23 protein-coding genes are annotated in these 23,943 nt (G+C 63.3%); 11 read left to right on the plus strand and 12 right to left on the minus strand.

Features of this window, described 5'->3' with window-relative positions; all coding sequences use genetic code 11:
• Window positions 1-114 precede the first annotated feature (114 nt).
• The 8 genes from NKH71_RS21025 to NKH71_RS21060 all read right to left on the minus strand — a co-directional run bounded on the left by NKH71_RS21025 (window position 115) and on the right by NKH71_RS21060 (window position 7,483).
• Window positions 115-870 (minus strand): ABC transporter permease, encoded by a 756-nt coding sequence (locus tag NKH71_RS21025; RefSeq protein WP_352895310.1) that lies wholly within the window; start codon window positions 868-870, stop codon window positions 115-117.
• Complete coding sequence (locus NKH71_RS21030; protein ID WP_352481188.1) at window positions 867-1,640, minus strand: ABC transporter ATP-binding protein; 774 nt, start codon at window positions 1,638-1,640, stop codon at window positions 867-869. The genes NKH71_RS21025 and NKH71_RS21030 overlap by 4 nt, the downstream gene beginning before the upstream one ends.
• Window positions 1,640-2,668 carry an ABC transporter substrate-binding protein gene (locus NKH71_RS21035; protein ID WP_352895316.1) on the minus strand — a complete coding sequence of 343 codons (1,029 nt, stop codon included), beginning with the start codon at window positions 2,666-2,668 and terminating at the stop codon, window positions 1,640-1,642. The genes NKH71_RS21030 and NKH71_RS21035 overlap by 1 nt, the downstream gene beginning before the upstream one ends.
• A 90-nt stretch (window positions 2,669-2,758) precedes the next feature.
• Window positions 2,759-3,196: a VOC family protein gene (locus NKH71_RS21040; protein ID WP_023717347.1), complete on the minus strand. Its 438-nt coding sequence runs from the start codon at window positions 3,194-3,196 to the stop codon at window positions 2,759-2,761.
• A 2-nt stretch (window positions 3,197-3,198) separates the two neighbouring features.
• The gene (locus tag NKH71_RS21045) at window positions 3,199-3,939 is read right to left on the minus strand and encodes a FadR/GntR family transcriptional regulator (protein ID WP_352481187.1); all 741 of its coding nucleotides are present in this window, start codon (window positions 3,937-3,939) and stop codon (window positions 3,199-3,201) included.
• Entirely contained in the window at window positions 3,936-5,372 is a 1,437-nt protein-coding gene (locus NKH71_RS21050) for an FAD-binding oxidoreductase (protein ID WP_352640086.1), read from the minus strand. The genes NKH71_RS21045 and NKH71_RS21050 overlap by 4 nt, the downstream gene beginning before the upstream one ends.
• A gap of 224 nt (window positions 5,373-5,596) precedes the next feature.
• Window positions 5,597-6,877, minus strand: coding sequence for a M23 family metallopeptidase (locus NKH71_RS21055; RefSeq protein WP_352895311.1), 1,281 nt, complete (start codon window positions 6,875-6,877; stop codon window positions 5,597-5,599).
• A gap of 138 nt (window positions 6,878-7,015) precedes the next feature.
• Window positions 7,016-7,483 (minus strand): peroxiredoxin, encoded by a 468-nt coding sequence (locus tag NKH71_RS21060; protein ID WP_023717351.1) that lies wholly within the window; start codon window positions 7,481-7,483, stop codon window positions 7,016-7,018.
• Between the two features lie 96 nt (window positions 7,484-7,579).
• Between NKH71_RS21060 and NKH71_RS21065 the strand changes: the two genes are divergently transcribed.
• Window positions 7,580-10,957, plus strand: coding sequence for a hypothetical protein (locus NKH71_RS21065; RefSeq protein ID WP_352717514.1), 3,378 nt, complete (start codon window positions 7,580-7,582; stop codon window positions 10,955-10,957).
• A 247-nt stretch (window positions 10,958-11,204) separates the two neighbouring features.
• On the opposite strand, the gene tyrS is transcribed toward NKH71_RS21065, so the two are convergent.
• Window positions 11,205-12,458 (minus strand): tyrosine--tRNA ligase, encoded by a 1,254-nt coding sequence (gene tyrS, locus NKH71_RS21070; RefSeq protein WP_023717353.1) that lies wholly within the window; start codon window positions 12,456-12,458, stop codon window positions 11,205-11,207.
• Between the two features lie 457 nt (window positions 12,459-12,915).
• Between tyrS and NKH71_RS21075 the strand changes: the two genes are divergently transcribed.
• On the plus strand, window positions 12,916-13,644 hold the full coding sequence (locus NKH71_RS21075; RefSeq protein ID WP_031193510.1) for a glycosyltransferase family 2 protein: 729 nt from the start codon (window positions 12,916-12,918) through the stop codon (window positions 13,642-13,644).
• The gene (locus NKH71_RS21080) at window positions 13,637-13,969 is read left to right on the plus strand and encodes a lipid-A-disaccharide synthase N-terminal domain-containing protein (protein WP_023717355.1); all 333 of its coding nucleotides are present in this window, start codon (window positions 13,637-13,639) and stop codon (window positions 13,967-13,969) included. The genes NKH71_RS21075 and NKH71_RS21080 overlap by 8 nt, the downstream gene beginning before the upstream one ends.
• A gap of 41 nt (window positions 13,970-14,010) precedes the next feature.
• Here the strand turns inward: NKH71_RS21080 and NKH71_RS21085 are convergent, their stop codons facing one another.
• Together NKH71_RS21085 and NKH71_RS21090 are read right to left on the minus strand one after the other, a co-directional pair.
• Window positions 14,011-14,679 (minus strand): FMN-binding negative transcriptional regulator, encoded by a 669-nt coding sequence (locus NKH71_RS21085; protein ID WP_352548181.1) that lies wholly within the window; start codon window positions 14,677-14,679, stop codon window positions 14,011-14,013.
• A gap of 12 nt (window positions 14,680-14,691) precedes the next feature.
• Complete coding sequence (locus NKH71_RS21090; RefSeq protein ID WP_023717356.1) at window positions 14,692-15,366, minus strand: alpha/beta hydrolase; 675 nt, start codon at window positions 15,364-15,366, stop codon at window positions 14,692-14,694.
• A 273-nt stretch (window positions 15,367-15,639) separates the two neighbouring features.
• Here NKH71_RS21090 and NKH71_RS21095 point away from each other — a divergent pair, with 273 nt between their 5' ends.
• From NKH71_RS21095 to sufA, 7 genes are all read left to right on the plus strand, one after another.
• The gene (locus tag NKH71_RS21095; protein WP_023717357.1) at window positions 15,640-16,803 is read left to right on the plus strand and encodes a cysteine desulfurase family protein; all 1,164 of its coding nucleotides are present in this window, start codon (window positions 15,640-15,642) and stop codon (window positions 16,801-16,803) included.
• A 187-nt stretch (window positions 16,804-16,990) separates the two neighbouring features.
• Window positions 16,991-18,508 (plus strand): Fe-S cluster assembly protein SufB, encoded by a 1,518-nt coding sequence (sufB, locus tag NKH71_RS21100; RefSeq protein ID WP_023717358.1) that lies wholly within the window; start codon window positions 16,991-16,993, stop codon window positions 18,506-18,508.
• A gap of 30 nt (window positions 18,509-18,538) precedes the next feature.
• Complete coding sequence (gene sufC / locus NKH71_RS21105; protein ID WP_023717359.1) at window positions 18,539-19,294, plus strand: Fe-S cluster assembly ATPase SufC; 756 nt, start codon at window positions 18,539-18,541, stop codon at window positions 19,292-19,294.
• 43 nt (window positions 19,295-19,337) lie between these two features.
• Window positions 19,338-20,606: a Fe-S cluster assembly protein SufD gene (gene sufD / locus NKH71_RS21110; RefSeq protein ID WP_352481178.1), complete on the plus strand. Its 1,269-nt coding sequence runs from the start codon at window positions 19,338-19,340 to the stop codon at window positions 20,604-20,606.
• A 53-nt stretch (window positions 20,607-20,659) separates the two neighbouring features.
• Window positions 20,660-21,913 (plus strand): cysteine desulfurase, encoded by a 1,254-nt coding sequence (locus NKH71_RS21115; RefSeq protein WP_352587735.1) that lies wholly within the window; start codon window positions 20,660-20,662, stop codon window positions 21,911-21,913.
• Window positions 21,906-22,298, plus strand: coding sequence for an SUF system Fe-S cluster assembly protein (locus tag NKH71_RS21120; RefSeq protein ID WP_023717362.1), 393 nt, complete (start codon window positions 21,906-21,908; stop codon window positions 22,296-22,298). The genes NKH71_RS21115 and NKH71_RS21120 overlap by 8 nt, the downstream gene beginning before the upstream one ends.
• Window positions 22,299-22,408: 110 nt before the next feature.
• Window positions 22,409-22,789 (plus strand): Fe-S cluster assembly scaffold SufA, encoded by a 381-nt coding sequence (gene sufA, locus NKH71_RS21125; RefSeq protein WP_120015687.1) that lies wholly within the window; start codon window positions 22,409-22,411, stop codon window positions 22,787-22,789.
• A 217-nt stretch (window positions 22,790-23,006) separates the two neighbouring features.
• Here the strand turns inward: sufA and NKH71_RS21130 are convergent, their stop codons facing one another.
• Window positions 23,007-23,504, minus strand: coding sequence for a GFA family protein (locus NKH71_RS21130; protein WP_023717363.1), 498 nt, complete (start codon window positions 23,502-23,504; stop codon window positions 23,007-23,009).
• Between the two features lie 90 nt (window positions 23,505-23,594).
• On the opposite strand from NKH71_RS21130, the gene NKH71_RS21135 reads away from it, so the two are divergent.
• Entirely contained in the window at window positions 23,595-23,918 is a 324-nt protein-coding gene (locus NKH71_RS21135) for a TfoX/Sxy family protein (protein ID WP_352792065.1), read from the plus strand.
• Window positions 23,919-23,943: the final 25 nt, after the last annotated feature.

The raw sequence follows: 23,943 nt of genomic DNA on the forward strand, positions 1-23,943 counted from the left end.
CGCCCTCGAGAGAGGCCAGACTGGCACCGAAGATTTATTCAGTCAAATGGAATTCAAAAATAAATTTACAGCCCGCGCACAGCGAACCTGGCGGATGGCCGCTCGACGGAATGGTCAATAGCGGATGGCACGGCGCTCCAGCAGAACCACGACTGAGAACATCGCGATCGACAAGGACGACGACAGCACGATTGCCGCATAGAGCCGGTCCGACTGATAGTTAAAGGTCGCCTGGATGATGAGCGCGCCGAGGCCCTTATCCGACCCGATCCACTCGCCGACAATAGCGTCGATCACGGCCGTGGCCGAAGCAATTCTCAGCGAGGAGAACAGCATCGGCAATGCTCTTGGCAGGCGCAGGCTCCAGAAGATCTCCCAGCGCGTAGCCGATAGCACCCGGAACAGTTCGTGCTCGTTGTCGCTGGCCGAGTCCAGCCCGCGGATCATGTTGACCAGCGTCGGGAAGAAGCAGATCACCGCCGCGATCACGATCTTCGGCGTCATGCCGAGCCCGAAGATCAGGATGATGATCGGCGACAGCGCCAGGATGGGAATGGTGTTGAAGAACAGCACGACCGGAAAATAGGCCGCCTGCAGGATGCGGCTGTGCACGAACAGCACCGCCAGCAGCACACCGGCAAGATTGCCGATGACAAATCCCGCCAGCGCCTCGATCAGCGTCGGCCAGAGATTGCTGAGCAGCAAAGCAAGACTCTTCCGGAACACGCCTGATATGGCCGTCGGCGTCGGTACGATATAGGCCGGCACGCCGAGCCATGGCAGCAGGAACTGCCAGGCGAGCAGGATCGAGGCCGCGCCAAAAACGGGCAGGGCGACGGCCAGCGCCGATGGCAAGGGCGCCTGCCTCATGAGGCCTGTTCCAGCGCGCCGCGCAGTTCGGCCATCGCGGCAACGATCGCCGGATCCTCGCGCGAACAGCGGTTGCCTGCCTGCTTGAACGGCCGCATGTCGAGGTCTCTCGCCAGGCGGCCCGGATTGGCGGCGAGAACGATGACCCGTTCTCCGAGATAGGCGGCTTCGGCGATCGAATGAGTAACGAAAAGGATGGTCGCGCCGGTGCGCCGCCACAACGACAAAAGCTCGTCGTTGAGGCGGTCGCGGGTGATCTCGTCCAGCGCACCGAAGGGCTCGTCCATCAAAAGCAGCCTGGGTTGCCCGAGCAGTGACCGGGCGATCGCCACGCGCTGGCGCTGGCCGCCGGACAATTGGTGCGGCAGACGCTCACCGAACCCGGCAAGCCCCATCAGATCAAGCAGCTCGTCGGTTCGATCGTCTATTGTCCGGGTAAGCCGGCCTTGTCCGACATCGAGCGGCAGGCGGACGTTGTCGCGCACGGTGCGCCAGGGCAGCAGGGTCGAGTCCTGGAAGACGAAACCGACATCGCGCCGCGAACGGACAGCATGCGGTGTGTCGCCAAGCACGGTGATCGAGCCGCCGAGCGGATCGAGCAAGTCGGCCACCACCCTGAGGAACGTCGACTTGCCGCATCCCGAAGGTCCAAGGATCGACAGGAAGGAGCCGGCCTCGACCGACAGGTCGAGACCGGAGAGCACTTTCACCACCGGCTGCCGGCCGCTATAGCCGACATCCAGCCTGCGGGCCTCGATCGCCTTCGCCATCAAGCGGCGGGCGCGTCGAGCTTGGGTCGGTCGGCGGCCGACAATTCGAGTATCTTGGTGGTGTAGACATCGGCTGCCGCGGGCCGGCCGTTCGGGTATTGGCCGACCTTGTCCAGCAGCGCCAGCTGCTCCTCGATCGAGGCGGGATCGAAGGTTCCCCATCCGTCCTTGGCGGTTGCACCGTCAAAGGAGAGTTTCAGCACCAGATTGATCGTCTTCTGCTCCCAGCCAAGGTCCATTTCCGGATAGGCTTCGACCATCTTCTTGACGGCTTCCTGCGGATTGGCGTGCACCCAGCCCCAGCCCTTGGCGACGGCGCCGATGAATTTCGCCAGCATTTCCGCATCCTGTTCGATCGCTGTGTCGGTAGCGAAATAGACGTCGGCATAGGAGTTCAGCCCGAGGTCGCGCACCAGAAGATCGATCCTGTCGTCGCCGACGACGCTCAGCGCCTGGGTGTTGGTGATCCATCCGCCAATCGCGTCGACGTCGCCGCGCACCAGCGGCGCCTTGTCGAAGCCGACATTGACGACGGTGACCTCGGACGGATCAATGCCGTTCTTGGCCAGGATCTCATCGATGACGAAGCGCGCCGTCGGCTGGATGCCGATCTTTTTGCCCTTGAGGTCGGCCACGCCGCGGATCGGCTTGGCAGGCTTCGAGGTGAAGGCATAGGGACCGGTGCGGAAGCCACAGGCGATGACTTTCACCGGCACGCCGCTGGCACGCGCCGCGTAGAGCTGCGGCGTTTCGGAAAACTGGCCGAGTTGTGCGGCGCCCGAAATCACCGGCGGCACCGTCGCCGCATTGGGACCGCCCGGGCTGAATTCCACCTCGAGGCCCACCTCCTTGAAATAGCCGTTGGCGACCGCGGCGATGTCGCCAATCTGTCCGTTGGACATCAGCCAATCATACTGGATGACGACCTTTCCGGCAGCCTTGGCGCCCGGCGTCAGCACGAGCTGCATTCCGGCCGAAGCTGCCGCGACAGCGGCGAAGCCGGCTTTCACGAAGCTGCGGCGGTTCATGTCGTAGTCTCTGTTCCCACTCATTTTTTGCTCCTGTTGCAAGACGTTCTCGTCTCTTCATTGCGCGCCGTTCCCGTGGCGCGGCGTCGTCTACGGCTGTTCGTCGTGATAGTCGCCGGGGCCGCCGTCGAGCCAGGCGTATAGTTCCCAAAGCGTGTCGTCGGGATCGGTGAAATATGCGCAGCGCGCGTTCCAGACATAATCCTCCGGCGGGCCGTAGAAGGGCACGCCCTTGGCTGCCAGTTCGCCATGGAGCCGGTCGATCTCGCCGGGCGCGTCTAGCCTGACCGCCACGCAGACCTTGTGCGCCTGGCGCGGCGACCTCAACTTCGAGACGCCGGTGTGCCGGTTAATGTGATCGATCTCCCACGCCGCCAGCGTGACGCCCTCGCCATGAAAGTCGGCAAAGCCCTCGGCGCGACGCCGCAGGCGGAAGCCGAGTTTTTCGACATAGAATTCAACCGTCCGCTCGATATTTTCGACGAGCAGGCAGACGTCCGAAATCGCATATGCGCCTCCGACCGGCATGGCTACCTCCCTGTGCTGTGCGCGGCGCGCGATGCTGGCAGTTTGACGCCGACGCGGTCGGCGGCGCCGACGATGTGGGCGCGCATCGCCGCCTCGGCGGCCGTGGGATCGCCCGCGACCAGCGCCTCGTAGATGCGCACATGCTCCCCGACATTGACTTCGACCAGGTCGTGCAGCGGATTGGTGAGGCGCGCGTAGTGGATCGAGCGGCGGATCTGCTCGCAAACGAAGGAGATAAAGGTGTGGATGTAATTGTTGCCGGTCGCCCGTGCGATCTCGCGATGGAACAAAAGGTCGGCGTCGATGCTGCCTTCTTCCCAGCGCTCCTCGCCGCTCATCCGGTCTAGCGCCGCCTTGATTGCGTCGAGGTGCTCCTGCCCGCGCCGTTCGGCGGCGAGCGCAGCTGACTCGGCTTCCAGTATGCAACGCAGCTCGAACAGCCGCTCCATATTCCCGGTCGCTTTCAGCGCCTCGCCATCGATCCGGATCGAGGCGCGCTGCTCCGGCGCCAGCACGAAGGCGCCGACGCCTTGCCGGGCTTCGATCATGCCATCGGCCCTGAGTTGAGCGATCGCCTCGCGCACCACATTGCGACTGACGCCGAATTTTTCCGAGAGCTGCTGCTCGGTCGGCAGCCGCGTGCCCGGATTGAGGTCGCCGGATTCGATCTCGCGGCTGAGGAATGCGGCGACGCGATGCGGCAGCGCCTCCACCGTGCCGATAGCGGCCAGTCTTTGCTTCATGGAAAGGTCTCCATTGGTGGCAGCAGGCAGCCGGGATTCATTGACCCCTGAGGGTCGATCGTTGTTTTGAGGGCCGTGATGAGCCGGCGATGGGCAGGCGCCAGGCCGGCCCAGAAAGTGCGATGACGGGTGCGGCCGATACCGTGCTCGGCGCTGATCGAGCCGCCAAGCGCGCCGACGATCTGGTAGAGTCCGGCGGTGATCTCCGCGCCCTGGGCACGAGCTTCACCCTCGGCGAGCCCAAGCGGTGGCAGCACGTTGAAATGGATGTTGCCGTCGCCGGCATGACCATAGGCCTGCGGCAGCCAACCAGGATGTTCCAGCGCCACCAATTGGCGGGCCTGATCGATGAGGGCAGGGATGTCCGATATCCTGACCGCAAGGTCGGTGCGCACATGGTAGCCGCGTCTTGCCTGGCCCTCGACCAGCCCTTCGCGGATCGCCCAGAAGGCCCTAGCCTGTGCGACGCTTTCAGCAAGGACGGCCTCGGCAACCAGACCGCTCTCAATGGCTCCGGCCAGGAAATCGACCAGCATGGAGCGCAGATCGACCGTAGCACTTGCGGAGAGTTCGATCAGCACGTGGACGGGAGCTTCGACCGGCGAAACGATGTTGGCATCGATCAAGCGCGCGAGCGCGATGCACTCCGATCCAATGATCTCGAAGGCCGAAATCAGATCGGATGAGGCCCGGCGAGCCTGCCGGAACAGGGTGATGGCCGCTTCGAACGAAACGAGACCGAGATAAGCGGTCTCGACCCGGGCCGGTTTCGGAAACAGCTTGAGCTCGACGCCGGTGATGATGCCGAGCGTTCCTTCGCTGCCGATGAAGAGCTGCTTCAGGTCGTAGCCTCGATTGTCCTTGCGCAGGCCGGAAAAGCCGCTCCACAACTCGCCATCGGGCAGGACGACTTCGAGGCCGAGGATGATATCGCGCGCCATGCCATAGCGCAGCACGTTGGTGCCGCCGGCATTGCTGGCCGCATTGCCGCCGATCTGGCAGCTTCCCTGCGCGCCGAGCGCCAGCGGAAACAGGCAATCCTCTGCTTCTGCCGCATCCTTGATGTGCTGCAGGATGCAGCCGGCATCGGCCTGCAGGACGAAATTGTCGGCGTCGACGAGACGGATGCCGTTCAACCGCTCCAGACTGACGACCACCGCGCCACGGGAGTCGATGTCGATTGCACCCGCCACCAGCCCCGTGTTCCCGCCCTGTGGGATGATTCCGAGCCCGAGCGTGCCGCAGAGCCGCGCCACAGCCTGGACTTCGCTGACGGAAGCAGGCTTCAGCACCGCAAGGGCTCCGCCGCGATGATCCCCGGACCAGTCCAAAAGGTATTTCGCCATGCCGGCAGCGTCGGCGGTCACGCCGCTTTGTCCGACAGCGCCCTCCAGAGCATTCAGAATTTCAGGCGGGATACCATGAACGGTCATTACAAGCCTGCTGGACTGAGGCATAGGCTTATACATATCATCCTACAACTGCGTCGGAGTCAACGCTGTGGGGCAGAGGCCCTCAAGGGCTGGAGCCGAATGTTTGCTGGGGAGAATAGAGCGAAGGGCGATCGCCCGAGGATACTTAGGTGAGGCCGCCTTGGCCTGGCTGCGCCGGCCCGATGCCGCTCAATTGCTGGGTCGTCTGAGGAGCAGCCCGGCTCCTAGAGATACCGCTCGACCTTCTTGCCGACGGTCAAAAACCGCAGCGGGTCGATCGCCTCGCCATTGTGGCGAACCTCGTAGTGCAGATGCGGGCCGGTCGAGCGGCCGCTGTTGCCGGTCTTGCCGATGATGTCCCCGGCATCGAGCTTCTGGCCGACGGCGACGTCGATTTTGCTGAGATGTCCGTAACGCGTCACAAAACCGTTGCCGTGGTCGACCTCGACCATGCGGCCGTAGCCGCCGTTCCAGCCGGCCTTGACGACGACGCCGGCTGCCGTGACCTTGGCCGGCATGCCGACCGGCGCCCTGAAATCCATGCCGGAATGCAAGGCGGCCGTGCCGAGGATGGGGTCGGTGCGCACGCCGAACGGGCTGGTGACGCTATGGCCGGGGGCGGGGTTGGCGAGCGGCAGCCGGCGCGCCTCCTTTTTCAGATGATCCAGCGCGTCAAGCGCCTCGTCCAACTCCTTGACCTTGCTGTCAAAGACCAACGAACTGTCGAGCGGTATCAGCGGGCCGCCGACATCGCTCTTTTCGAATTCGCTGTCGACCGGCAGGCCGGCGGCCTCGAGCGCCTGCGAGATCGCGTCGGCGCTCTTGTAGGCATTGTCGGCAAGTGCCGCGATGCGGGTGAGCTGCTGGCTCTCGATGGTCTTCAGCGAGTTGTTGATCGAAACGAAGAGCTTGTCTGCCCGGTCGGCCGCGCTTTCACTCGGCAGCGGATTGGCGCGGGTCGACCACAGCGAGAACGGCCTCGTGTCGTTGCTGGCAAGGGGCGCAGCAAGGCTGGCGACGGAATAGGCCATCGGCTGGATGCTGCCGGTCGCGTCGGCATGTTCGTCCGGCTTTGCCGTCGGCACGGGCGGCGTTGCGACCTCATTTTCTGCTCGTTCGAGGATCGGGGCGAGGCGGCCGTGACGCAGGCTGAGCTGGCTCTGCCGTTCCAGCAATTCGCTGACCTTGGTTTCCATCAACTGCTGATCGAGAAGCTGGCGGCTGGTGATGCGGTCGACCTGGCCGCGCAATGCCGAGATGCGGTCTTCATAGGCCTGCTGCATGCGCGCCTGCCGCGCCGTCGTGGCGCCGATCAGGTCGTCGCGCAGCACCAGATAAGAGGTCGCCAGCAGGTAGCCAATGACGATCGCCGCCAGCGCCGAGCCGCAAAATGCGGCCAGCCACGGACGTATGGTGAAATGCCTTAGCTGGTCGCCCCGGGCGATGATGACGGTGTGGGGCTCTCTGCGTCTGCCGAAGACCGCTGACTGACTGGCTACGTTCACGGGACCAAGCTTTCGTTACGACACCAACGACGAGCCTGATTACACATTATTAGGGTTAACAAAGTTTTGCCGGACCGAACGACGGGCAAAGGTATTCGCGCAAAACGGGCATCGAATTGTAGCGGCGTGCCGCAGCTCTCAAAGGGCGCGAACCGCCTCCAGCACCGCTTCGGCGTGGCCTTTGACGCGGACGTTACGCCAGATCCTGGCGATGCGTCCGTCCCGGCCGACCAGGAACGTCGCCCGCTCGACGCCCATATAAATGCGGCCGTAGAGCTTCTTTTCGACCCACAAATGGTAGGCCTCGATCACCTTGCGCTCTTCGTCGGCGACCAGGTCGATGCTCAGATCGTATTTCGCCTTGAACTTGTCGTGCTTCTTGACGCTGTCCGGCGACAGCCCGATGACGACAGCGCCGGCCTTTTCGAATTCCGGCTTCAACTGCGAAAAGCCGATCGCCTCGCTGGTGCAGCTTGTGGTGTCGTCCTGTGGGTAGAAATAGAGTACGATGGGTTTTCCCAGCAGTGCGGCGAGGCTGAGTGAACCGCCGCCGTCGCGCGGAAGATCGAATTGCGGCGCAACATCGCCCACGTCGAGGTCAGCCATTCCGATGCCCTTGTTTGAGGTTACGCGCCAGGCTGCATCGATATAATGTCGAGCGGGGATTCGTCCACGATCGAATTCGTTTCAACGGAAGATTGCGTGGATCAGGAGCTACCGCAGCACGAGAAGATCAGGTTCAGGCGTGACGAGATCACCGACCTGGGGACCTTTCCGTCCGCGTGCCGCGTCCCGCCGCTCGGCCAGGCGTCGATCGGTCGCGGCGTTCGTTTGATGGCGCGGCTGTTTGCCGGCCTCGTCGCCCTTGTGCTGCTGGCTGCGGCCGGTGTCTATGCGATCGGCGTGTCCGGTTTCGGCTCGGAGCGGCTTCGCGCGGAAGCCGAGACGGCAATCGAGAAATTGGCCGGCTTCGATGTCGACGTTGCCGTCGGGCCGGCCCGGCTGACGCTTGACGGGTCGAGCTTCATTGCGCTGCAGGTCAGCGACGTCAGCCTCAAGACCGCCGACGGCAAACCGATGGCCGATGCCGGCCGGGTCCGCTTCGGCATCCGGCTCATCCCGCTGCTTTCGGGCGAGGTGCGGCTGACCAGCGCCCGGATTTCCGACGCGCACATCGTCATGGCGGCGATGCCGTCCGGCGGCGACTGGACGGCCGGGCTGCGCAACCAGGATGGCCTCATCGATCCGGAAAAACTTTCCGCCGCCGTCTTCGCCAACGTCAACCGCGCGCTCGATGCGGTGCGCGAGGATTCGGTGCGCCAGATCGATCTGCGCAATGTCGAGCTGGCACTGCCCGAGACCGGATCGGTCAAGTCGGTCACCATCGCCGACGCCTCCGTATCGCAGTCGGGACCGGGAAGCATGGAGTTTTCATCCGACGCGGATGTCGACGGCAGGGCGCTCACCATCGCCGCTTCCGCCACCCGCGATCCGGCGACGCGACGCATCACCACGCTGGACGCCAGCATCCAGGCGGCCGACGCCGACACTGCGGCTGCAGGTGGCAAATTGGGCGCAATCGCCTTGAAGCTGGCGGGGTCGGAAGCGGCCGGCGACAACGGCTCGCGGCTGACCGCTGCCCTGTCGCTGACCGGATCGGTGCTCGATCTCGGTTCGCGCGGCCTGCTTCCGGCCGACGTCGATCTCGATGCAACGCTCGTCGCCGGTTCGAACAAGATCCAGGTCGACGGATTGCTGGTGAAGACCGGCCGCTCGACCTTCGATTTTGCCGGTTCGATCGGGCCGAAGCCGGCGACCGGCACAGCGGGCGAGGAGCCATCCTATCGCTACGACCTGACCAGCGACGGTTCGACCTTGGCGCCGTCGGATTCGCCGGAACCGGCGCTCAGCTTCATTGCCCGTATTGCCGGCATCTACCAGCCGACGAGCCAAAAGCTGGTCGCCGAGCAGATCGGCGTCCGGTCCGGACCGGGCAGCGAAGTGCTGGGCACGGCTTCGGTTTCATTCGTCGCCAACCAGGCGCCGGGCATTTCGGTGGCGCTCAATGTCCACGACATGCCGGTCTCGCACGTCAAGCAATTATGGCCGTGGTTTTCGGCGCGCAATGCCAGGCTGTGGGTGCTTAAGAACCTGTTCGGCGGCCGCGTCGTCGATGGCAGCCTGCAATTCCAGGTCGTACCCGGACGGCTCGGCAACGGCGTGCCGCTTTCCGCCGATGAAGTCTTCGGCCGTTTCCAGGTCGAAGGATCGCGCTTCGACACGGCCGGCCGCATTCCGCCGATCCGCGATGCCGTCGGCGTTGTCGGCTTCCACGGCAACGACGTCGACGTCGCGCTGTCCTCGGGCAGCGTCTATATGCCGAGCGGCCGTACCGTGGCGGCAAGCAACGGCACGCTCACTGTCAAGGCGGCGAACCATCCGCCGGTGATCGGCGCGCTCGACATCGATGTCGCCGGTGAGGCGCCGGCAATCGCCGAGCTGGCATCCTATGACCCGATCAACGCCATGCGCCATGTCGGCCTGCTGCCGGATGACCTGTCCGGCACGGTGACCGGTCACGTCAAGGCGGATATTCCGCTGCAGTCCGGCGTCGACTCCTCCAAACTCGATTGGCTGGTGGCGCTCGACTACAAGGATCTGTCGCTGGCCAAGCCGTTCGAGGGCCAGACGGTCAGCCATGCCGACGGCTCGATCACCGTCGCGCCCGACCGGGCGGTGATCTCGGCCAAGGCGCTGCTCAACGGCATTCCGGCCGAGCTCGACCTGATCGAGCCGCTCAGGGATGGCGGCCCGCCGCGCAGTCGTAAAGTAGCGCTGGTGCTCGACGACAAGACCCGCGCCACCGCCATGCCTGGCCTGTCGACGCTGCTTTCCGGAACCATCAAGGTGGCGATCGACAAGAGCGGCACCGGCAACCAGAACGTGTCGGCCGACCTGACCAATGCCAGGCTGGACATTCCCTGGGCCGGCTGGAGCAAGGGCCCCGGCATCCCCGCCAAGGTCACCTTCGCCATGGCGAAGACCGGCGACACCACGACGCTGTCCAATTTCGAACTCGACGGCAAGACCTTCTCCATCGACGGCAGCGCGGTGCTGGTCAACGGCGCCTTGTCCTCGGCCCGGTTCAGCAAGGTCACGTTGAACAGGGGCGACGACGTCGCCGTCTCGGTGAAGCGGTCGGGCAAGGCCTATGCGGTCGAGGTTAGCGGCAGCGCGCTGGACGCACGCTCGCTGATCAAGCAATTCACGTCCGACGTCGACACCGCCACCAAGACCACCGGCGTCGATACGATCTCGGTCAGCGCCGACGTCAGTTCCCTGACCGGCTTCCATGACGAGGTGCTATCGAATCTGAAGCTCGACTACAGCGCCGCCGGCTCCAGGGTGAACGGGCTCAAGGTGAGCGCCACGGCAGATTCGGGAGCCGCTATCACCATCAGCAATACGACCGGCGGCGGCCTGCGCGCGCTCAACATGAAGTCGGCCGATGCCGGTGCCATACTGCGCTTCCTCAACATCTACGAGCACATGGAAGGCGGCTCGATCACGCTGGCACTCACCGGGGCCGGCGACGGGCCGATGAAAGGCCAGGTCGACGCCAAGAACTTCTTTATCGTCAACGAGCCGAAGCTCGCCTCGATCGTGTCGACGACGCCGGCTGGCGACAGCCGTAGCCTCAACGAGGCGGTCAAAGGCAATCTCGACACGTCGAGGGTGAAGTTCGAGCGCGGTTTCAGCGAAATCGAGAAGGGCAGCGGCTATCTGAAGCTGCGCAACGGCGTGCTGCGCGGCTCGCGCATCGGCACCACCTTCCAGGGCACGCTCTACGACCAGAACAACAATATGGACATCACCGGCACGTTCATGCCGGCCTACGGCGTAAACCGCATCTTCGGCGAACTGCCGCTGATCGGCGCGCTGCTCGGCAACGGTCGCGACCGCGGCCTGATCGGCGTCACCTACAGGCTCAAGGGCAACGCCAACAAGCCCAACCTGGAGGTAAATCCGCTATCCGTGATCGCGCCCGGGATATTCCGGTCGATCTTCGAGTATCGTTGAGGCGGCCAGGGTAGGCGGGCAGGGTAGGCGGGTGGACACCGACGCTCTGTAGTGATCCTTCGCGCCCCCCTCTGTCCTGCCGGACATCTCCCCCACAAGTGGGGAGATTGGCAGCTTCCACGCTGCGCTCTTCCTGCAACGTTGTAGATTGGCGAAAGCCGGCGCGAAAGCCGATCTCCCCCCTTGTGGGGGAGATGTCCGGCAGGACAGAGGGGGGCGCTGTCCCCCCGGCACCAACGGTTGCGCGTCAAACCGGCCGCACCAGAACGTGCTTCTTCTTGCCGAGCGACAGCTTTGCGACATTTTCCAGGCCCATATCCTGCAGCGTCACCATCCTGCGATCGTCGGCAACGAGCTGGTCGTTGAGGCGCACGGCGCCGCCCTGGATATGCCGCCGCGCCTCGCCGTTTGACCCAGCCAGCCCGGCGGTGACGAACAGCGACAATATTCCGACGCCGGCTTCGAGCTCGGCCCTGCCCACCTCGACGGTCGGCAGTGTTTCGGCGAGCGCGCCTTCCTCAAATGTCTTGCGCGCCGTTTCGCTGGCCTCCTCCGCCGCCTCGCGGCCATGCAGCATGGCGGTGATTTCGGTGGCGAGGATCTTCTTGGCCTCGTTGATCTCCGAGCCGCCGAGCCGTTCGAGGCGCGCGACCTCGGCGAGCGGCAAGGTCGTGTAGAGCTTCAGGAAACGGCCGACATCGGCATCCTCGGTATTGCGCCAATATTGCCAGAACTCGTACGGGCTCAACATCTCCGCATCGAGCCAGACCGCGCCCGAGGCCGACTTGCCCATCTTGGCGCCGGACGAAGTGGTGAGCAGCGGCGTCGTCAGCGCATAAAGCTGCGCGCCTTCCATGCGGTGGCCGAGATCGATGCCGTTGACGATGTTACCCCACTGGTCGGAGCCGCCCATCTGCAGCCGGCAGCCGAGGCGCTTGTAGAGCTCCACGAAGTCGTAGGCCTGCAAGATCATGTAGTTGAATTCGAGGAACGACAGCGACTGCTCGCGGTCCAGCCGGAGCTTGACCGAATCGAAGGCCAGCATGCGGTTGACCGAAAAATGCCTGCCGACATCGCGCAGGAAATTGACGTAGTTGATATCCATCAGCCAGTCGGCATTGTTGATCATGACGGCGTCGTTGGGGCCGCTGCCGAATTTGAGGTAGGGCATGAAGTTGCGGCGGATGCCGGCCAGATTGTCCTCGATGTCCTGCGGCGTCAAAAGCTTGCGCGCCTCGTCCTTGAACGACGGATCGCCGATCATTGAGGTGCCGCCGCCCATCAAAGCGATCGGCCGGTGGCCGGTCTGCTGCAGCCAGTAAAGCATCATGATCTGGATCAGCGACCCGGCATGCAGGCTCCTGGCGGTCGCGTCGAAGCCGATATAGGCGCTCACCGTTTCCGTGGCGAAAAGCTGGTCGAGGGCGGCATCGTCCGAGGTCTGGTGGATGAAACCGCGCTCGCTCATCGTGCGCAGGAAATCGGATTTGAAGGCGGACATTTTTCTTTCCTGAAAGGCTTCCGGCCGAACGTGGCTCGGCTATGCATGAAGGCGGGCGTTTAGCACTCAAGCGCGATCAGCAAAAGTGGAATCCGGTTATAGCGCGCCCTCTTCCCTTCTCGCCCTGTGGGAGAAGGTGGATTGGCGCGCAGCGCCAAGACGGTTGAGGGGTGCTGGACAGAGCGCGGTTGGTGCCAAGCTGGAGCACCCCTCATCCGTCGCCTTCGGCGCACTTTCTCACAAGGGAAGAAGGGAGAGCCGCGCGTCGCGAGACAAGCGGCTCTCCCCGGAACGGGTAACGTGAGAGGCCATCCAAACCTGAAGCGATCATCCTTCACTTCCGGCGCGCCTGCTTGCGTCCTCGTTTCGGCTGGCGTAATGAGGCGCCGCACCAGCGGGCCTCATCCGCTGGACCGCGCGGCATCGATCGAATGCCATATCCTGTGACAGAGTCGAGATGCCGGAGATATCCATCGTCATTCCTTGCCGGAACGAGGCGGCGAACCTGCCGCTTCTGCTCGACGAGATCGGCGCTGCCATGGCTGGGCGCGACTTCGAGGTCATCGTCGTCGACGATGGCTCGACCGACGACACGCCTTCGGTCCTTGCCGCTCAGGCAGCGCTTCGCGCGTTTCCGCTGCGCCACCTCAGGCATGCGAAATCCGCCGGCCAGTCGCTCTCGGTACGCTCGGGCGCCTGGGCAGCGCGCGGCGATATCGTCGCCACCATCGACGGCGACGGCCAGAACGACCCCGGCTATATCCCAGTGTTGATCGACGCGCTCCGGCAGGCTGGTCCCGACGTCGGAGCTGCGCAGGGACAGCGTCTGAAGCGCCGCGACAGCAAGATCAAGCAGTTGGCGTCGCGTTTCGCCAACGGGCTGAGAAAGGCCATCCTGCACGATGAGACGCGGGATACCGGCTGCGGCCTCAAGGCGATCCACACCGACATTTTGAGGAAATTGCCGTTCTTCGACGGCACCCACCGCTTTGTTCCGGCGCTGGTCATCCAGGAGGGCTACCGCGTCGTTCATTGCGACGTCGTCGACCGCTCCCGCCGTCACGGCAAATCGAACTACGGCATCTTCGATCGCGGCCTGCAGGGCGTGCTCGATCTTGCCGGTGTCTGGTGGCTGCGCCGCAGGCGCCGCAGAATGCCCAAAGTAGAGGAAATCACGCATGGGTAACGTGCTTCAGGAATTGGCGACCTGGCTTCACGATGTTTTCGTCAAGCAATTCGATGCCTGGGTACTGCTCGGCTTCGTCGCCCAGTTCTTCTTCACCATGCGGTTTCTGGTGCAGTGGGTGGCGTCGGAAAAGGCGAAGCGCAGTGTCGTGCCGATCGCCTTCTGGTTCTTTTCGCTGTTCGGCGGCGGCCTGCTGCTGGTCTATGCCATCCAGCGTCAGGATCCGGTGTTCATCGCCGGCCAGGCCATGGGCCTGTTGATCTATATCCGCAATCTCTGGCTGATCGCCAACGAGCGCAAGGCGGCGATGACGAAGGTCGATTGAGCCCGCTTCCGGCCCTAAACCGGTCGAGCAAGCAATCCAGATTACTTGCTGTCCAGCCCGCCGTAGGATCTTACCAGCCGGACCATGTCGGCCGAACTGGCAGCTTCGCTCTCGAGCCCCTCGGCGACACCGATGCGGTCGGCGGCCGGCCGGTTCTGGCTGACTTTCCATTTGCCGTTGATTTCGGTGATCGCGATTTCCAGGCCGACAATGCCCTTGATCTGCGACTGGATGAAGGGTGGTGGCGCGTCGGTCACCGCCCACGGCGTCGCGCGATTGCCCTCCTGCGACATTGTCAGATCGGAAATCTGCTCAGCCAGCCAATCCTGGTCCTCGACCACCGTAACGATGCCGCGCACCTGGACGATGGCGTAGTTCCAGGTCGGTACCACCTTGCCGGTTTCGCGCTTGGTCTCGTACCAGGACGGCGTCACATAGGCGTCCGCGCCCTGGAAGACGACCAGCACGGGCGACAGGGGATTGTCGGCCAAAAGCCGCCATTGCGGATTGGCCCTGGCTAGATGGGCGCGTAGCCTGCCGTTCGGCGGCACTTCCTCGTTGAGCAGGGAGGGGGCGTCGAGCAGGAAGGGAATCGCGTTGGCGACCGGCCCCTCGGCGCCATTCGAGACCAGCAGGCCAAGCGGATGCGCCCGGATTAGCCCGTGCAGGACATCCTGCCGGGTTTCCTGGAAATGAGGCGGCTGGTACATCGTCGTTCCCGATTATCTCAGCCGCTTCGGCCGTGGGTCGGACAGTTCCCCGGCCAGCCGGCGATCGAGATAGTCCGCGCATTCCTCGATCAGAAGCTCGGCATGGTTGGCAAAGAAATGGTTGGCGCCGGGCAAGGTCTTCTGGGTGATGGTGATGCCCTTTTGCGTGTGCAGTTTGTCGACCAGGCCCTGTACGTCCTTGGGCGGCGCGACCTTGTCGGCGTCGCCATGGATGATCAGGCCGGACGACGGGCATGGCGCCAGGAACGAGAAATCATAGGTATTGGGCTGCGGCGCGATCGAGATGAAGCCTTCGATCTCGGGCCGGCGCATCAAGAGCTGCATGCCGATCCACGAGCCGAACGAATAGCCGGCGACCCAGCAGCTCTTGGAATCTGGATGCAGCGACTGCACCCAGTCGAGCGCCGCGGCGGCGTCAGACAACTCGCCGGTGCCGTGGTCGAATTCGCCCTGACTGCGGCCGATACCGCGAAAATTGAAGCGCAGCGTGGTGAAATTGCGCTTCTGGAACATGTAGAAGAGGTCGTAGACGATCTTGTTGTTCATCGTGCCGCCGAACTGGGGGTGCGGGTGCAGGACGATGGCAATCGGCGCGCTCTTTTCCTTCGAGGGCTGATAGCGACCCTCCAGGCGGCCGGCCGGACCGGTGAAAATGACCTCAGGCATGAAATACTCCACTTGGCATAAACTGCGCGGCGCCCGGAACAACTCTTCCTCTGGCCCCAGTCTTCCATAGGCCCCAGTCTTCCCTAGGCCTTGACGCAGGGCGAGCGTCTTTCTAGAAGCTAGTTTAGAATTGTTCAAAACTGGGCGGCCAAAAAATTGTGGCTCGGCCACCCGCGCCGCAAGCCGCGTAAATAGGACGTCTTGCCTTGCAATTTCAAGGAAATAACGCGCTATCTTCGCGAAACGGCTTTTGAAGGGACCAGTTGGACGGAAATGGCCGGAGCACGCGCCTATCTCGACTACAACGCCAGCGCGCCGCTGCTTGCCTCGGCGCGCGCGGCCGTGGTCGCTGCGCTCGACGTCGCCGCCAACCCGTCCTCGGTCCATGCCGAGGGCCGCGCTGCACGGCGGCTGATCGAGGATGCTAGGCGCGACCTGGCACGACTGGTCAGCGCCAAAGCAGAGCATGTCGTGTTCACCTCCGGCGCTACGGAAGCGGCCTCGACGCTGCTGACGCCGGACTGGCATATGGGGCGCGGCGCCATCCGCATGAGCCGGCTTTACGTGTCCGAGGCCGATCATCCTTGCCTGCTGAATGGCGGGCGCTTCCCGGCCGCGCAGCTGACGCGGATCGGCGTCGACGCCGATGGCATCGTCAGGTTCGACGCCTTGGCGGCAGCGCTCGGTGCGCATGACAAGGCCGACGGCTTGCCGCTGGTAGCCATCCACGCCGCCAACAACGAGACCGGCGTGATCCAGCCAGTTGGCCGCATTGCTGAAATCGTTAAGGCGGCGGGTGGCATCCTGGTGGTCGATGCCGTGCAGGCGGCCGGCCGCATTCCGCTCGATATGTCAACGGGTTACGCCGATTATCTGATTCTCTCCTCGCACAAGATCGGCGGCCCCAAGGGCGTCGGCGCCATTGTCGCGGCGTCGGACTTGATGATGCCGAAGCCGCTGGTCAGCGGCGGCGGCCAGGAAAAGGGCCATCGCGGCGGCACCGAAAACCTGGCGGCGATTGCCGGGTTTGGCGCGGCGGCGCGTGAGGCGCTTGCCGGCTTGCAAACGATCGATGCGGTGCGGCAACGTCGCGACGAAATCGAGGCGATCGTGAAAACGCTGGTTCCGGATGCCGAATTCTTCGGGACCGGCGCGCCAAGGCTTGCCAACACCACATTCTTCGCTATTGCCGGCATCAAGGCCGAGACGGCGCAGATCGCCTTCGACTTGGCCGGTGTGGCGCTGTCGGCCGGATCGGCCTGTTCATCGGGCAAGGTCGGGCCTAGTCACGTGCTGAAGGCCATGGGTTATGGCGACAGCCTTGGCGCGTTGCGCGTGTCGATCGGTCACGCGACCGGCGCTGAAGACATCGAGCTGTTCCGTTCGGCGCTGGCGACGATCGTCGCGCGGCGGGCAAACAGGGAAAAGGCCGCCTGAGCGCGGCAACGTGACATTTGGGCCTTACGGCCTGGTAGAGCCGTGCGTTCGCATTTGGCCGGGTGAATTTCCGGCATGAACGCACTATATGAAACTTACGCCACTTCGGGTGCCCAGGGGTGCTCGCTTGCGGTGCCATAGTTTGAAAACTGCCGGGCCTTGACCCCGGCGTGGATGGAGAACGCTGATGCCTGCTGTGCAGGAGACGATCGATCGAGTTCGAAAGATCGATGTCGACCAGTATAAATACGGATTCCAGACCGAAATCGCGATGGACAAGGCCCCCAAGGGCCTGAGCGAAGACATTATCCGCTTCATTTCGGCGAAGAAGGACGAGCCGTCCTGGATGCTGGAATGGCGCCTGGAAGCCTATCGCCGCTGGCTGACGCTGGACGAGCCGAAATGGGCGCGCGTCCACTATCCCAAGATCGATTTTCAGGACCTCTACTATTACGCGGCGCCCAAGAGCACGCCCGGACCGACCTCGCTCAGCGACGTCGATCCCGAACTGCTGAAGGTCTACGAGAAGCTCGGCATTCCGCTCAGGGAACAGGAGATCCTCGCCGGCGTGCAGAAGACCGATGCCTCGGAGCTCGAAGAAGCCAGCGACAATGTCTACAAGTCGGGCCGTGTCGCTGTCGACGCGGTGTTCGATTCGGTCTCCGTCGTCACCACCTTCAAGAAGGAGCTGGCGCAGGCCGGCGTCATCTTCTGCTCGATCTCGGAAGCGATCCGCGAGCATCCGGAACTGGTCAAGAAATATCTCGGCTCGGTCGTGCCGACCTCCGACAATTTCTACGCGACGCTGAATTCGGCCGTGTTCACCGACGGCTCCTTCGTCTTCGTGCCCAAGGGCGTGCGCTGCCCGATGGAATTGTCGACCTATTTCCGCATGAACGAGAAGAACACCGGCCAGTTCGAGCGCACGCTGATCATCGCCGAGGAGGGGGCTTACGTCTCCTATCTCGAAGGCTGCACGGCGCCGCAGCGCGACGAGAACCAGCTTCATGCGGCGGTGGTCGAACTGATCGCGCTCGACGATGCCGAGATCAAATATTCGACGGTGCAGAACTGGTATCCCGGCGACGCCGAGGGCAAGGGCGGCATCTATAATTTCGTCACCAAGCGCGGCGACTGCCGCGGCCATCGCTCGAAGATTTCGTGGACGCAAGTCGAGACCGGCTCGGCCATCACCTGGAAATATCCGAGCTGCATCCTGCGCGGCGACGATTCCAGCGGCGAGTTCTATTCGATCGCGGTCTCCAACGGCTATCAGCAGGTCGACAGCGGCACCAAGATGATCCATCTCGGCAAGAACACGTCCAGCCGCATCATCTCCAAGGGCATTGCCGCCGGCTTTTCGCAGAACACCTATCGCGGCCAGGTCTCGGCCCACCGCAAGGCGACCAACGCCCGCAACTTCACCAACTGCGATTCACTGCTGATCGGCGACCAGTGCGGCGCGCACACCGTGCCCTACATGGAAGCCAAGAATTCGACGGCGCAGTTCGAGCATGAGGCGACCACCTCGAAGATTTCCGACGACCAGAAGTTCTACGTCATGCAGCGCGGCATCCCGGAAGAAGAGGCGATCGCGCTGATCGTCAACGGCTTCGTCAAGGACGTCATCCAGCAGCTGCCGATGGAATTCGCGGTCGAGGCGCAGAAGCTGATCGGCATCAGCCTCGAGGGCTCGGTCGGCTGACCGGATAAGAATTTTCAGGAAAAAGAAAAAATGCTTGAGATAAAAAACCTGCACGCCCGCATCGTCGATGACGGCACCGAGATCATCCGCGGCCTGAACCTGACGGTCAGGGCCGGCGAGGTTGCTGCTATCATGGGTCCCAACGGCTCGGGAAAGTCAACGCTGTCCTATATCCTCGCCGGCCGCGAGGACTATGAGGTCACCGAGGGCGATATCCTCTATGACGGCCAGTCGATCCTCGAAATGGATCCGGCCGAGCGCGCAACCGCCGGCATCTTCCTCGCCTTCCAGTATCCGATGGAGATACCGGGCGTGGCGACGATGGAATTTTTGAAAGTGGCGATGAACGAGCAGCGCAAGGCGCGCGGCGAGGAACCGCTGAAGATCCCGGAATTCCTCAAGCGCGTGAAGGAAGCGGCCGCCTCGCTCAACATGGATATGGCGATGCTGAAGCGGCCGCTCAATGTCGGTTTTTCCGGCGGCGAGAAGAAGCGCGCCGAGATCCTGCAGATGAAGCTGCTCGAGCCGAAACTGTGCGTCCTCGACGAGACCGATTCCGGCCTCGACATCGATGCGCTGAAGATCGTCGCGGACGGCGTCAACACGCTGCGCTCGCCGGACCGGGCCATCGTTGTCATCACCCACTACCAGCGCCTGCTCCAATACATCGTGCCGGATACGGTGCACGTGCTCTACAGAGGCCAGGTGATCAAGTCGGGCGACAAGTCGCTGGCGCTCGACCTCGAGGCCAATGGCTATGCCGGCGTGATCGGGCAAGCCGCGTGAGATGCCAGCAGGCCCGGAAGGCAAGCCAAACAAGGCGATACTGATGAACATGCACACGACACCCCAGCGAACATTGGCCGAAACGGCGCTGATCGACGCCTTTGGCGAGCGGCTGTCGCTGCTGCCCGGCGACGGCGCGGTGATGCTGAAGCGCGACGACGCCATCGAGGCGATCAAGGGCGGCCTGCCGACGCGGCGCATCGAATCCTGGCATTATACGGACCTGCGCCGGCTGCTGACCTCGGTGCCGGACTTCGATCCGGCAGCGGTCGCGAAAGCCATTGCGCCGATCGTCGAAGACTCCTCGGTTTTGCCGGTCCTGAACGGGGTTTCGAGCGCGAAACTGCCCGATATCGAAGGCGTCGCCGTACAGCGCCTGTCGGAGAAGCTGACCGACGGCAGCATCGCGCCGGGGTTGGATCCCTATGGCACCGATGACGCGATCGGCGCGCTGAACACCGCCTTTGTCGCCGACGGCTATTTCGTCGACATCGCCGACGGTGCCGAACTGGAAAAGCCGCTTGAGCTGCAGAATTTGCAGGCCGGTGGACAGACGCATGTACGCCTGGCCGTCCGCGTCGGTGCCGGCGCCAAGGCTGTCATCGTCGAGCGCCAGGCGGGCGAGGGGGCGGCGCTGGTCAGCTCGGTCAGCCAGCTTGTGCTTGGCGAGGGCGCCGAAGTGACATGGCTCATCGTGCAGGAGCAGCCGGATACGGCAACACATCTCGCCCAGTTCAAGGCGCATCTCGGCAAGAATTCGAAACTGACGCTGTTCGTCATGAATGCCGGCGGCAAGCTGGTGCGCCAGGAGGTCGTCGTGAGGACGACCGGCGAGGGCGCCGACTTCACGCTGCGCGGCATCAATCTTTTGGCCGGCGACACCCATACCGACGTCACCATGGTGCTCGACCATGCCGTGCCGCACACCGCCTCGACCGAAGTCATCCGCAACGTGGTGACCGGCAAGGCGCGCGGCGTCTTCCAGGGTCGTATCAACGTCCACCAATATGCGCAGAAGACCAACGCCAAGATGGCCTGCAACACGCTGCTGTTGTCGGACGACGGTGAGTTTTCGACCAAGCCGGAGCTTGAAATCTTCGCCGACGACGTCGTTTGCGGCCATGGCGCGACCGTCACCGAGATCGACCACAGCCATCTGTTCTACCTGATGGCGCGCGGCATCGACGAGAAGACCGCGCGCGGCCTGCTGGTCAAGGCCTTCGTCGCCGAAGTGATCGAGGAACTGGACGACGAGGCCATCGTCGAGGCGCTGGAACGACGGCTCGACGATTGGTTTTTGACGCACGGGTAGAATTGGCCGAGGGGTGCTGGACGGAATGAGGCGATGCCTCGAGAGAGCTTGTGATGGACCAGAAAGTCGAAAACATTCCCTACGACGTCGAGGCGATCCGCCGCGACTTCCCGATCCTGTCGCGGCAAGTCTACGGCAAACCGCTGGTCTATCTCGACAATGGCGCCTCGGCGCAGAAGCCGCAGGCTGTGCTCGACGCCATCCAGCACGCCTATTCCCAGGAATACGCCAACGTCCATCGCGGCCTGCATTTCCTGTCGAACGCCGCGACCGACGCCTATGAGAACGCGCGCAAGATAGTACAGAGATTTCTCAACGCGCCGAGCACCGACAACATCGTCTTCACCTCGAACACCACGGCGGCGATCAACACCGTCGCCTATGGCTTCGGCATGCCCAATATCGGCGAAGGCGACGAGATCGTGCTGTCGATCATGGAGCACCACTCCAACATCGTGCCGTGGCATTTCATCCGCGAGCGGCAGGGCGCAAAACTGGTTTGGGTGCCGGTCGACGATCTCGGCGTCTTCCACATCGAGGAATTCGAAAAACGGCTGACCGACCGCACCAAGCTGGTTGCCATTACCCATATGTCAAATGCGCTGGGCACGGTCACGCCGATCAAGGAGATCGTGCGCATTGCGCACGCCCGCGGCATTCCGGTGCTGGTCGACGGCAGCCAGAGCGCCGTGCATATGCCGATCGACGTGCAGGATCTCGACTGCGATTTCTTCGTCTTCACCGGCCACAAGGTCTATGGCCCGTCGGGCATCGGCGTGCTCTACGGCAAGAAGGATATTCTGGAGCGGATGCGCCCGTTCATGGGCGGCGGCGAAATGATCGAGGAGGTGACGCAAGACATCGTCACCTACAACGACCCGCCGCACCGTTTCGAGGCCGGCACGCCGCCGATCGTCCAGGCGATCGGGCTGGGTGCGGCGCTGGAATACATGGAAAAGATCGGACGCGAGCGCATCGCCGCCCATGAGGCCGATCTGAAGGACTATGCGCATGAAAAACTGCGCGCCATCAACTCGCTGCGCATCTTCGGCGATGCGCCTGGCAAGGGCGCCATCATCTCGTTCGAGCTGCAGGGCATCCACGCGCATGATGTGTCGATGGTCATCGACCGGCAAGGCGTGGCCGTCCGCGCCGGCACGCATTGCGCCCAGCCGCTGTTGAAACGCTTCGGCGTAACATCCACATGCAGGGCATCGTTCGGCATGTACAATACCAGGGCCGAAGTCGATGCTTTGGCCGATGCGCTGGAAAAGGCGCGAAAGTTCTTCGGTGACGACCATGGATGATGCCAGCCACACCGCCGAGACCAATTCGGAAACGACGACCAATGCGGCGGTTTCCGGATCGACAATCCCCGCCGACGAATTGGCGCGGCTGACAGACGACATCGTCTCGGCGCTGAAGACGGTCTATGACCCCGAAATCCCGGCCGACATCTACGAGCTCGGCCTCGTCTACAAGATCGACATCGAGGACGACCGCTCGGTCAAGATCGACATGACGCTGACCGCGCCGGGCTGCCCGGTGGCCGGTGAAATGCCGGGCTGGGTCGAAAACGCCGTCGGCGCCGTCGAAGGCGTTTCCGGCGTCGAGGTCAACATGACCTTCGACCCGCCTTGGTCGCCCGACCGCATGTCGGAAGAGGCACAGGTAGCGGTGGGGTGGTACTAGCATCCGACCAGCCAAAGGCTGGCGCACTTGCGCCGGGTACAAAACTTCACCATTTTAGGTGAGGAATCATTCGGCAGACCTTGAACCTGCGCGCAATGGAGAAGGAAAGAATGGGACGCTTTGCCGTCATCACGATGACCGAAAAGGCTGCCGACCGGGTGCGCGAGATCGTCGCGACCCGTGAGAATGCGCATGGCATTCGCCTCGGCATCAAGAAGGGCGGCTGCGCCGGCATGGAATATACGGTCGACCTGGTGACCGAGCCCAACACTAAGGACGATCATGTCGAGCGCGACGGCGCCCACGTCTATGTCGCGCCTGAGGCAGCGCTTTTCCTGTTCGGCACCGAGATGGATTTCGAGCAGACGACGCTGCGCACCGGCTTCACCTTCCGCAACCCGAACCAGAGCTCGGCCTGCGGCTGCGGCGAATCGGTCGAATTGAAGCCTGCCGATCTGAAGGCACTGGCCGAGGCGCGCGCTTCGGCCTAAGGCTTTTCCTTCGCCGTTCCCGGCGGCAATCGCATACGGGGAGGCCCCCTCATCCGGCCCTTCGGGCCACCTTCTCCCCGATGGGGAGAAGAGGCTGGCGCCAGCCTCTCCCCTCGGGGAGAGGTCGGATTGCCCCGAATTGCCCTTCGCAATTCGGTTGGCAATCCGGGTGAGGGGGCGCTTGCCCATACGCGATAGCGAACGGGGAGAAGAAACGCTAATCCACCCACATCCCGGTTCGTTTGTGCCAGTCGGCGATCGACTCTTCCGGGTAGACATCGAAGACCTTGTCGCCCTTGCCGATATCGGGCTCGACCCAGTTCGCCTTGTATTTCAGCATCAGATGCACCTTCTCCGGCGGCTTCGGCAGGTTTGTGTCGATCGCCGAGGCAAACGGATGCACCAGCTCCGGCCAGGTTGGATCGTAGAGCCAGAGTGCCGTCCCGCATTTCGTGCAGAAGTTCCGTTCGCCCGTCGAGATCTCGCGTTGCGGGTGCTCGTCGTCCTCGATCTCGGCCCGGTAGACGCCGAGATGGCGCTTGCCCTCGATTTTCAGCGTCTCGTAATCGGCGCCGAGATTGATGGCGAAACCGCCGCCGCCCTGCTGCTTGCGGCAGATCGAGCAGTAGCACAGCATGAACGGCACCGGCGTGTGGCTTTCCACCTCGAAACGCACGGCATTGCACCGGCAGGACCCTTTGAGCAGAAGCGGCATGAAAAACTCCGATGAAACTGATTCTGAACTTGTCAGGATGGTGCCGGTAGCGGCGATGACAAGGGGAAATCCCGGTGACATGATCGCGCCATGGACAACGAGCGCATAGAAGAGCTTTTCGAAGGCCTCGGCCCGGTCAGCATCCGCACGCTGTTCGGCGGCAAGGGCATCTATTTCGATGGCGTCATCGTCGCCATTGTCATCCGTGGCGAATTGATGCTGAAGGCCGACGCCGAAAGCGCCCCGGATTTCGAAGCGGCCGGCTGCCGGCAATGGACCTATACCGGCTCGCGCCACGGAAAGCTGGTGTCGATGCCCTATTGGAGCGTTCCCGACAGCGCTTTCGACGACCCCGACGAGATGGCGATCTGGGCGCGCCGCGCCTACGAGGCAGGACGGCGCGCCGGCAAATAGGCTGCGTCATGCTTCGGCAATTCTG

The sequence above is a fragment of the Mesorhizobium sp. M0983 genome (assembly GCF_040318975.1).
GTDB lineage: Bacteria > Pseudomonadota > Alphaproteobacteria > Rhizobiales > Rhizobiaceae > Mesorhizobium.

Bases quoted from the DNA above. Each gene is read 5' to 3' on its own strand.
- NKH71_RS21025 (WP_352895310.1), bottom strand. From the start codon at position 870: ATGAGGCAGGCGCCCTTGCCATCGGCGCTGGCCGTCGCCCTGCCCGTT.
- NKH71_RS21030 (WP_352481188.1), bottom strand. From the start codon at position 1,640: ATGGCGAAGGCGATCGAGGCCCGCAGGCTGGATGTCGGCTATAGCGGC.
- NKH71_RS21035 (WP_352895316.1), bottom strand. From the start codon at position 2,668: ATGAACCGCCGCAGCTTCGTGAAAGCCGGCTTCGCCGCTGTCGCGGCA.
- NKH71_RS21040 (WP_023717347.1), bottom strand. From the start codon at position 3,196: ATGCCGGTCGGAGGCGCATATGCGATTTCGGACGTCTGCCTGCTCGTC.
- NKH71_RS21045 (WP_352481187.1), bottom strand. From the start codon at position 3,939: ATGAAGCAAAGACTGGCCGCTATCGGCACGGTGGAGGCGCTGCCGCAT.
- NKH71_RS21050 (WP_352640086.1), bottom strand. From the start codon at position 5,372: ATGACCGTTCATGGTATCCCGCCTGAAATTCTGAATGCTCTGGAGGGC.
- NKH71_RS21060 (WP_023717351.1), bottom strand. From the start codon at position 7,483: ATGGCTGACCTCGACGTGGGCGATGTTGCGCCGCAATTCGATCTTCCG.
- tyrS (WP_023717353.1), bottom strand. From the start codon at position 12,458: ATGTCCGCCTTCAAATCCGATTTCCTGCGCACGATGAGCGAGCGCGGT.
- NKH71_RS21075 (WP_031193510.1), top strand. From the start codon at position 12,916: ATGCCGGAGATATCCATCGTCATTCCTTGCCGGAACGAGGCGGCGAAC.
- NKH71_RS21080 (WP_023717355.1), top strand. From the start codon at position 13,637: ATGGGTAACGTGCTTCAGGAATTGGCGACCTGGCTTCACGATGTTTTC.
- NKH71_RS21085 (WP_352548181.1), bottom strand. From the start codon at position 14,679: ATGTACCAGCCGCCTCATTTCCAGGAAACCCGGCAGGATGTCCTGCAC.
- NKH71_RS21090 (WP_023717356.1), bottom strand. From the start codon at position 15,366: ATGCCTGAGGTCATTTTCACCGGTCCGGCCGGCCGCCTGGAGGGTCGC.
- NKH71_RS21095 (WP_023717357.1), top strand. From the start codon at position 15,640: ATGGCCGGAGCACGCGCCTATCTCGACTACAACGCCAGCGCGCCGCTG.
- sufB (WP_023717358.1), top strand. From the start codon at position 16,991: ATGCCTGCTGTGCAGGAGACGATCGATCGAGTTCGAAAGATCGATGTC.
- sufC (WP_023717359.1), top strand. From the start codon at position 18,539: ATGCTTGAGATAAAAAACCTGCACGCCCGCATCGTCGATGACGGCACC.
- sufD (WP_352481178.1), top strand. From the start codon at position 19,338: ATGAACATGCACACGACACCCCAGCGAACATTGGCCGAAACGGCGCTG.
- NKH71_RS21115 (WP_352587735.1), top strand. From the start codon at position 20,660: ATGGACCAGAAAGTCGAAAACATTCCCTACGACGTCGAGGCGATCCGC.
- NKH71_RS21120 (WP_023717362.1), top strand. From the start codon at position 21,906: ATGGATGATGCCAGCCACACCGCCGAGACCAATTCGGAAACGACGACC.
- sufA (WP_120015687.1), top strand. From the start codon at position 22,409: ATGGGACGCTTTGCCGTCATCACGATGACCGAAAAGGCTGCCGACCGG.
- NKH71_RS21130 (WP_023717363.1), bottom strand. From the start codon at position 23,504: ATGCCGCTTCTGCTCAAAGGGTCCTGCCGGTGCAATGCCGTGCGTTTC.
- NKH71_RS21135 (WP_352792065.1), top strand. From the start codon at position 23,595: ATGGACAACGAGCGCATAGAAGAGCTTTTCGAAGGCCTCGGCCCGGTC.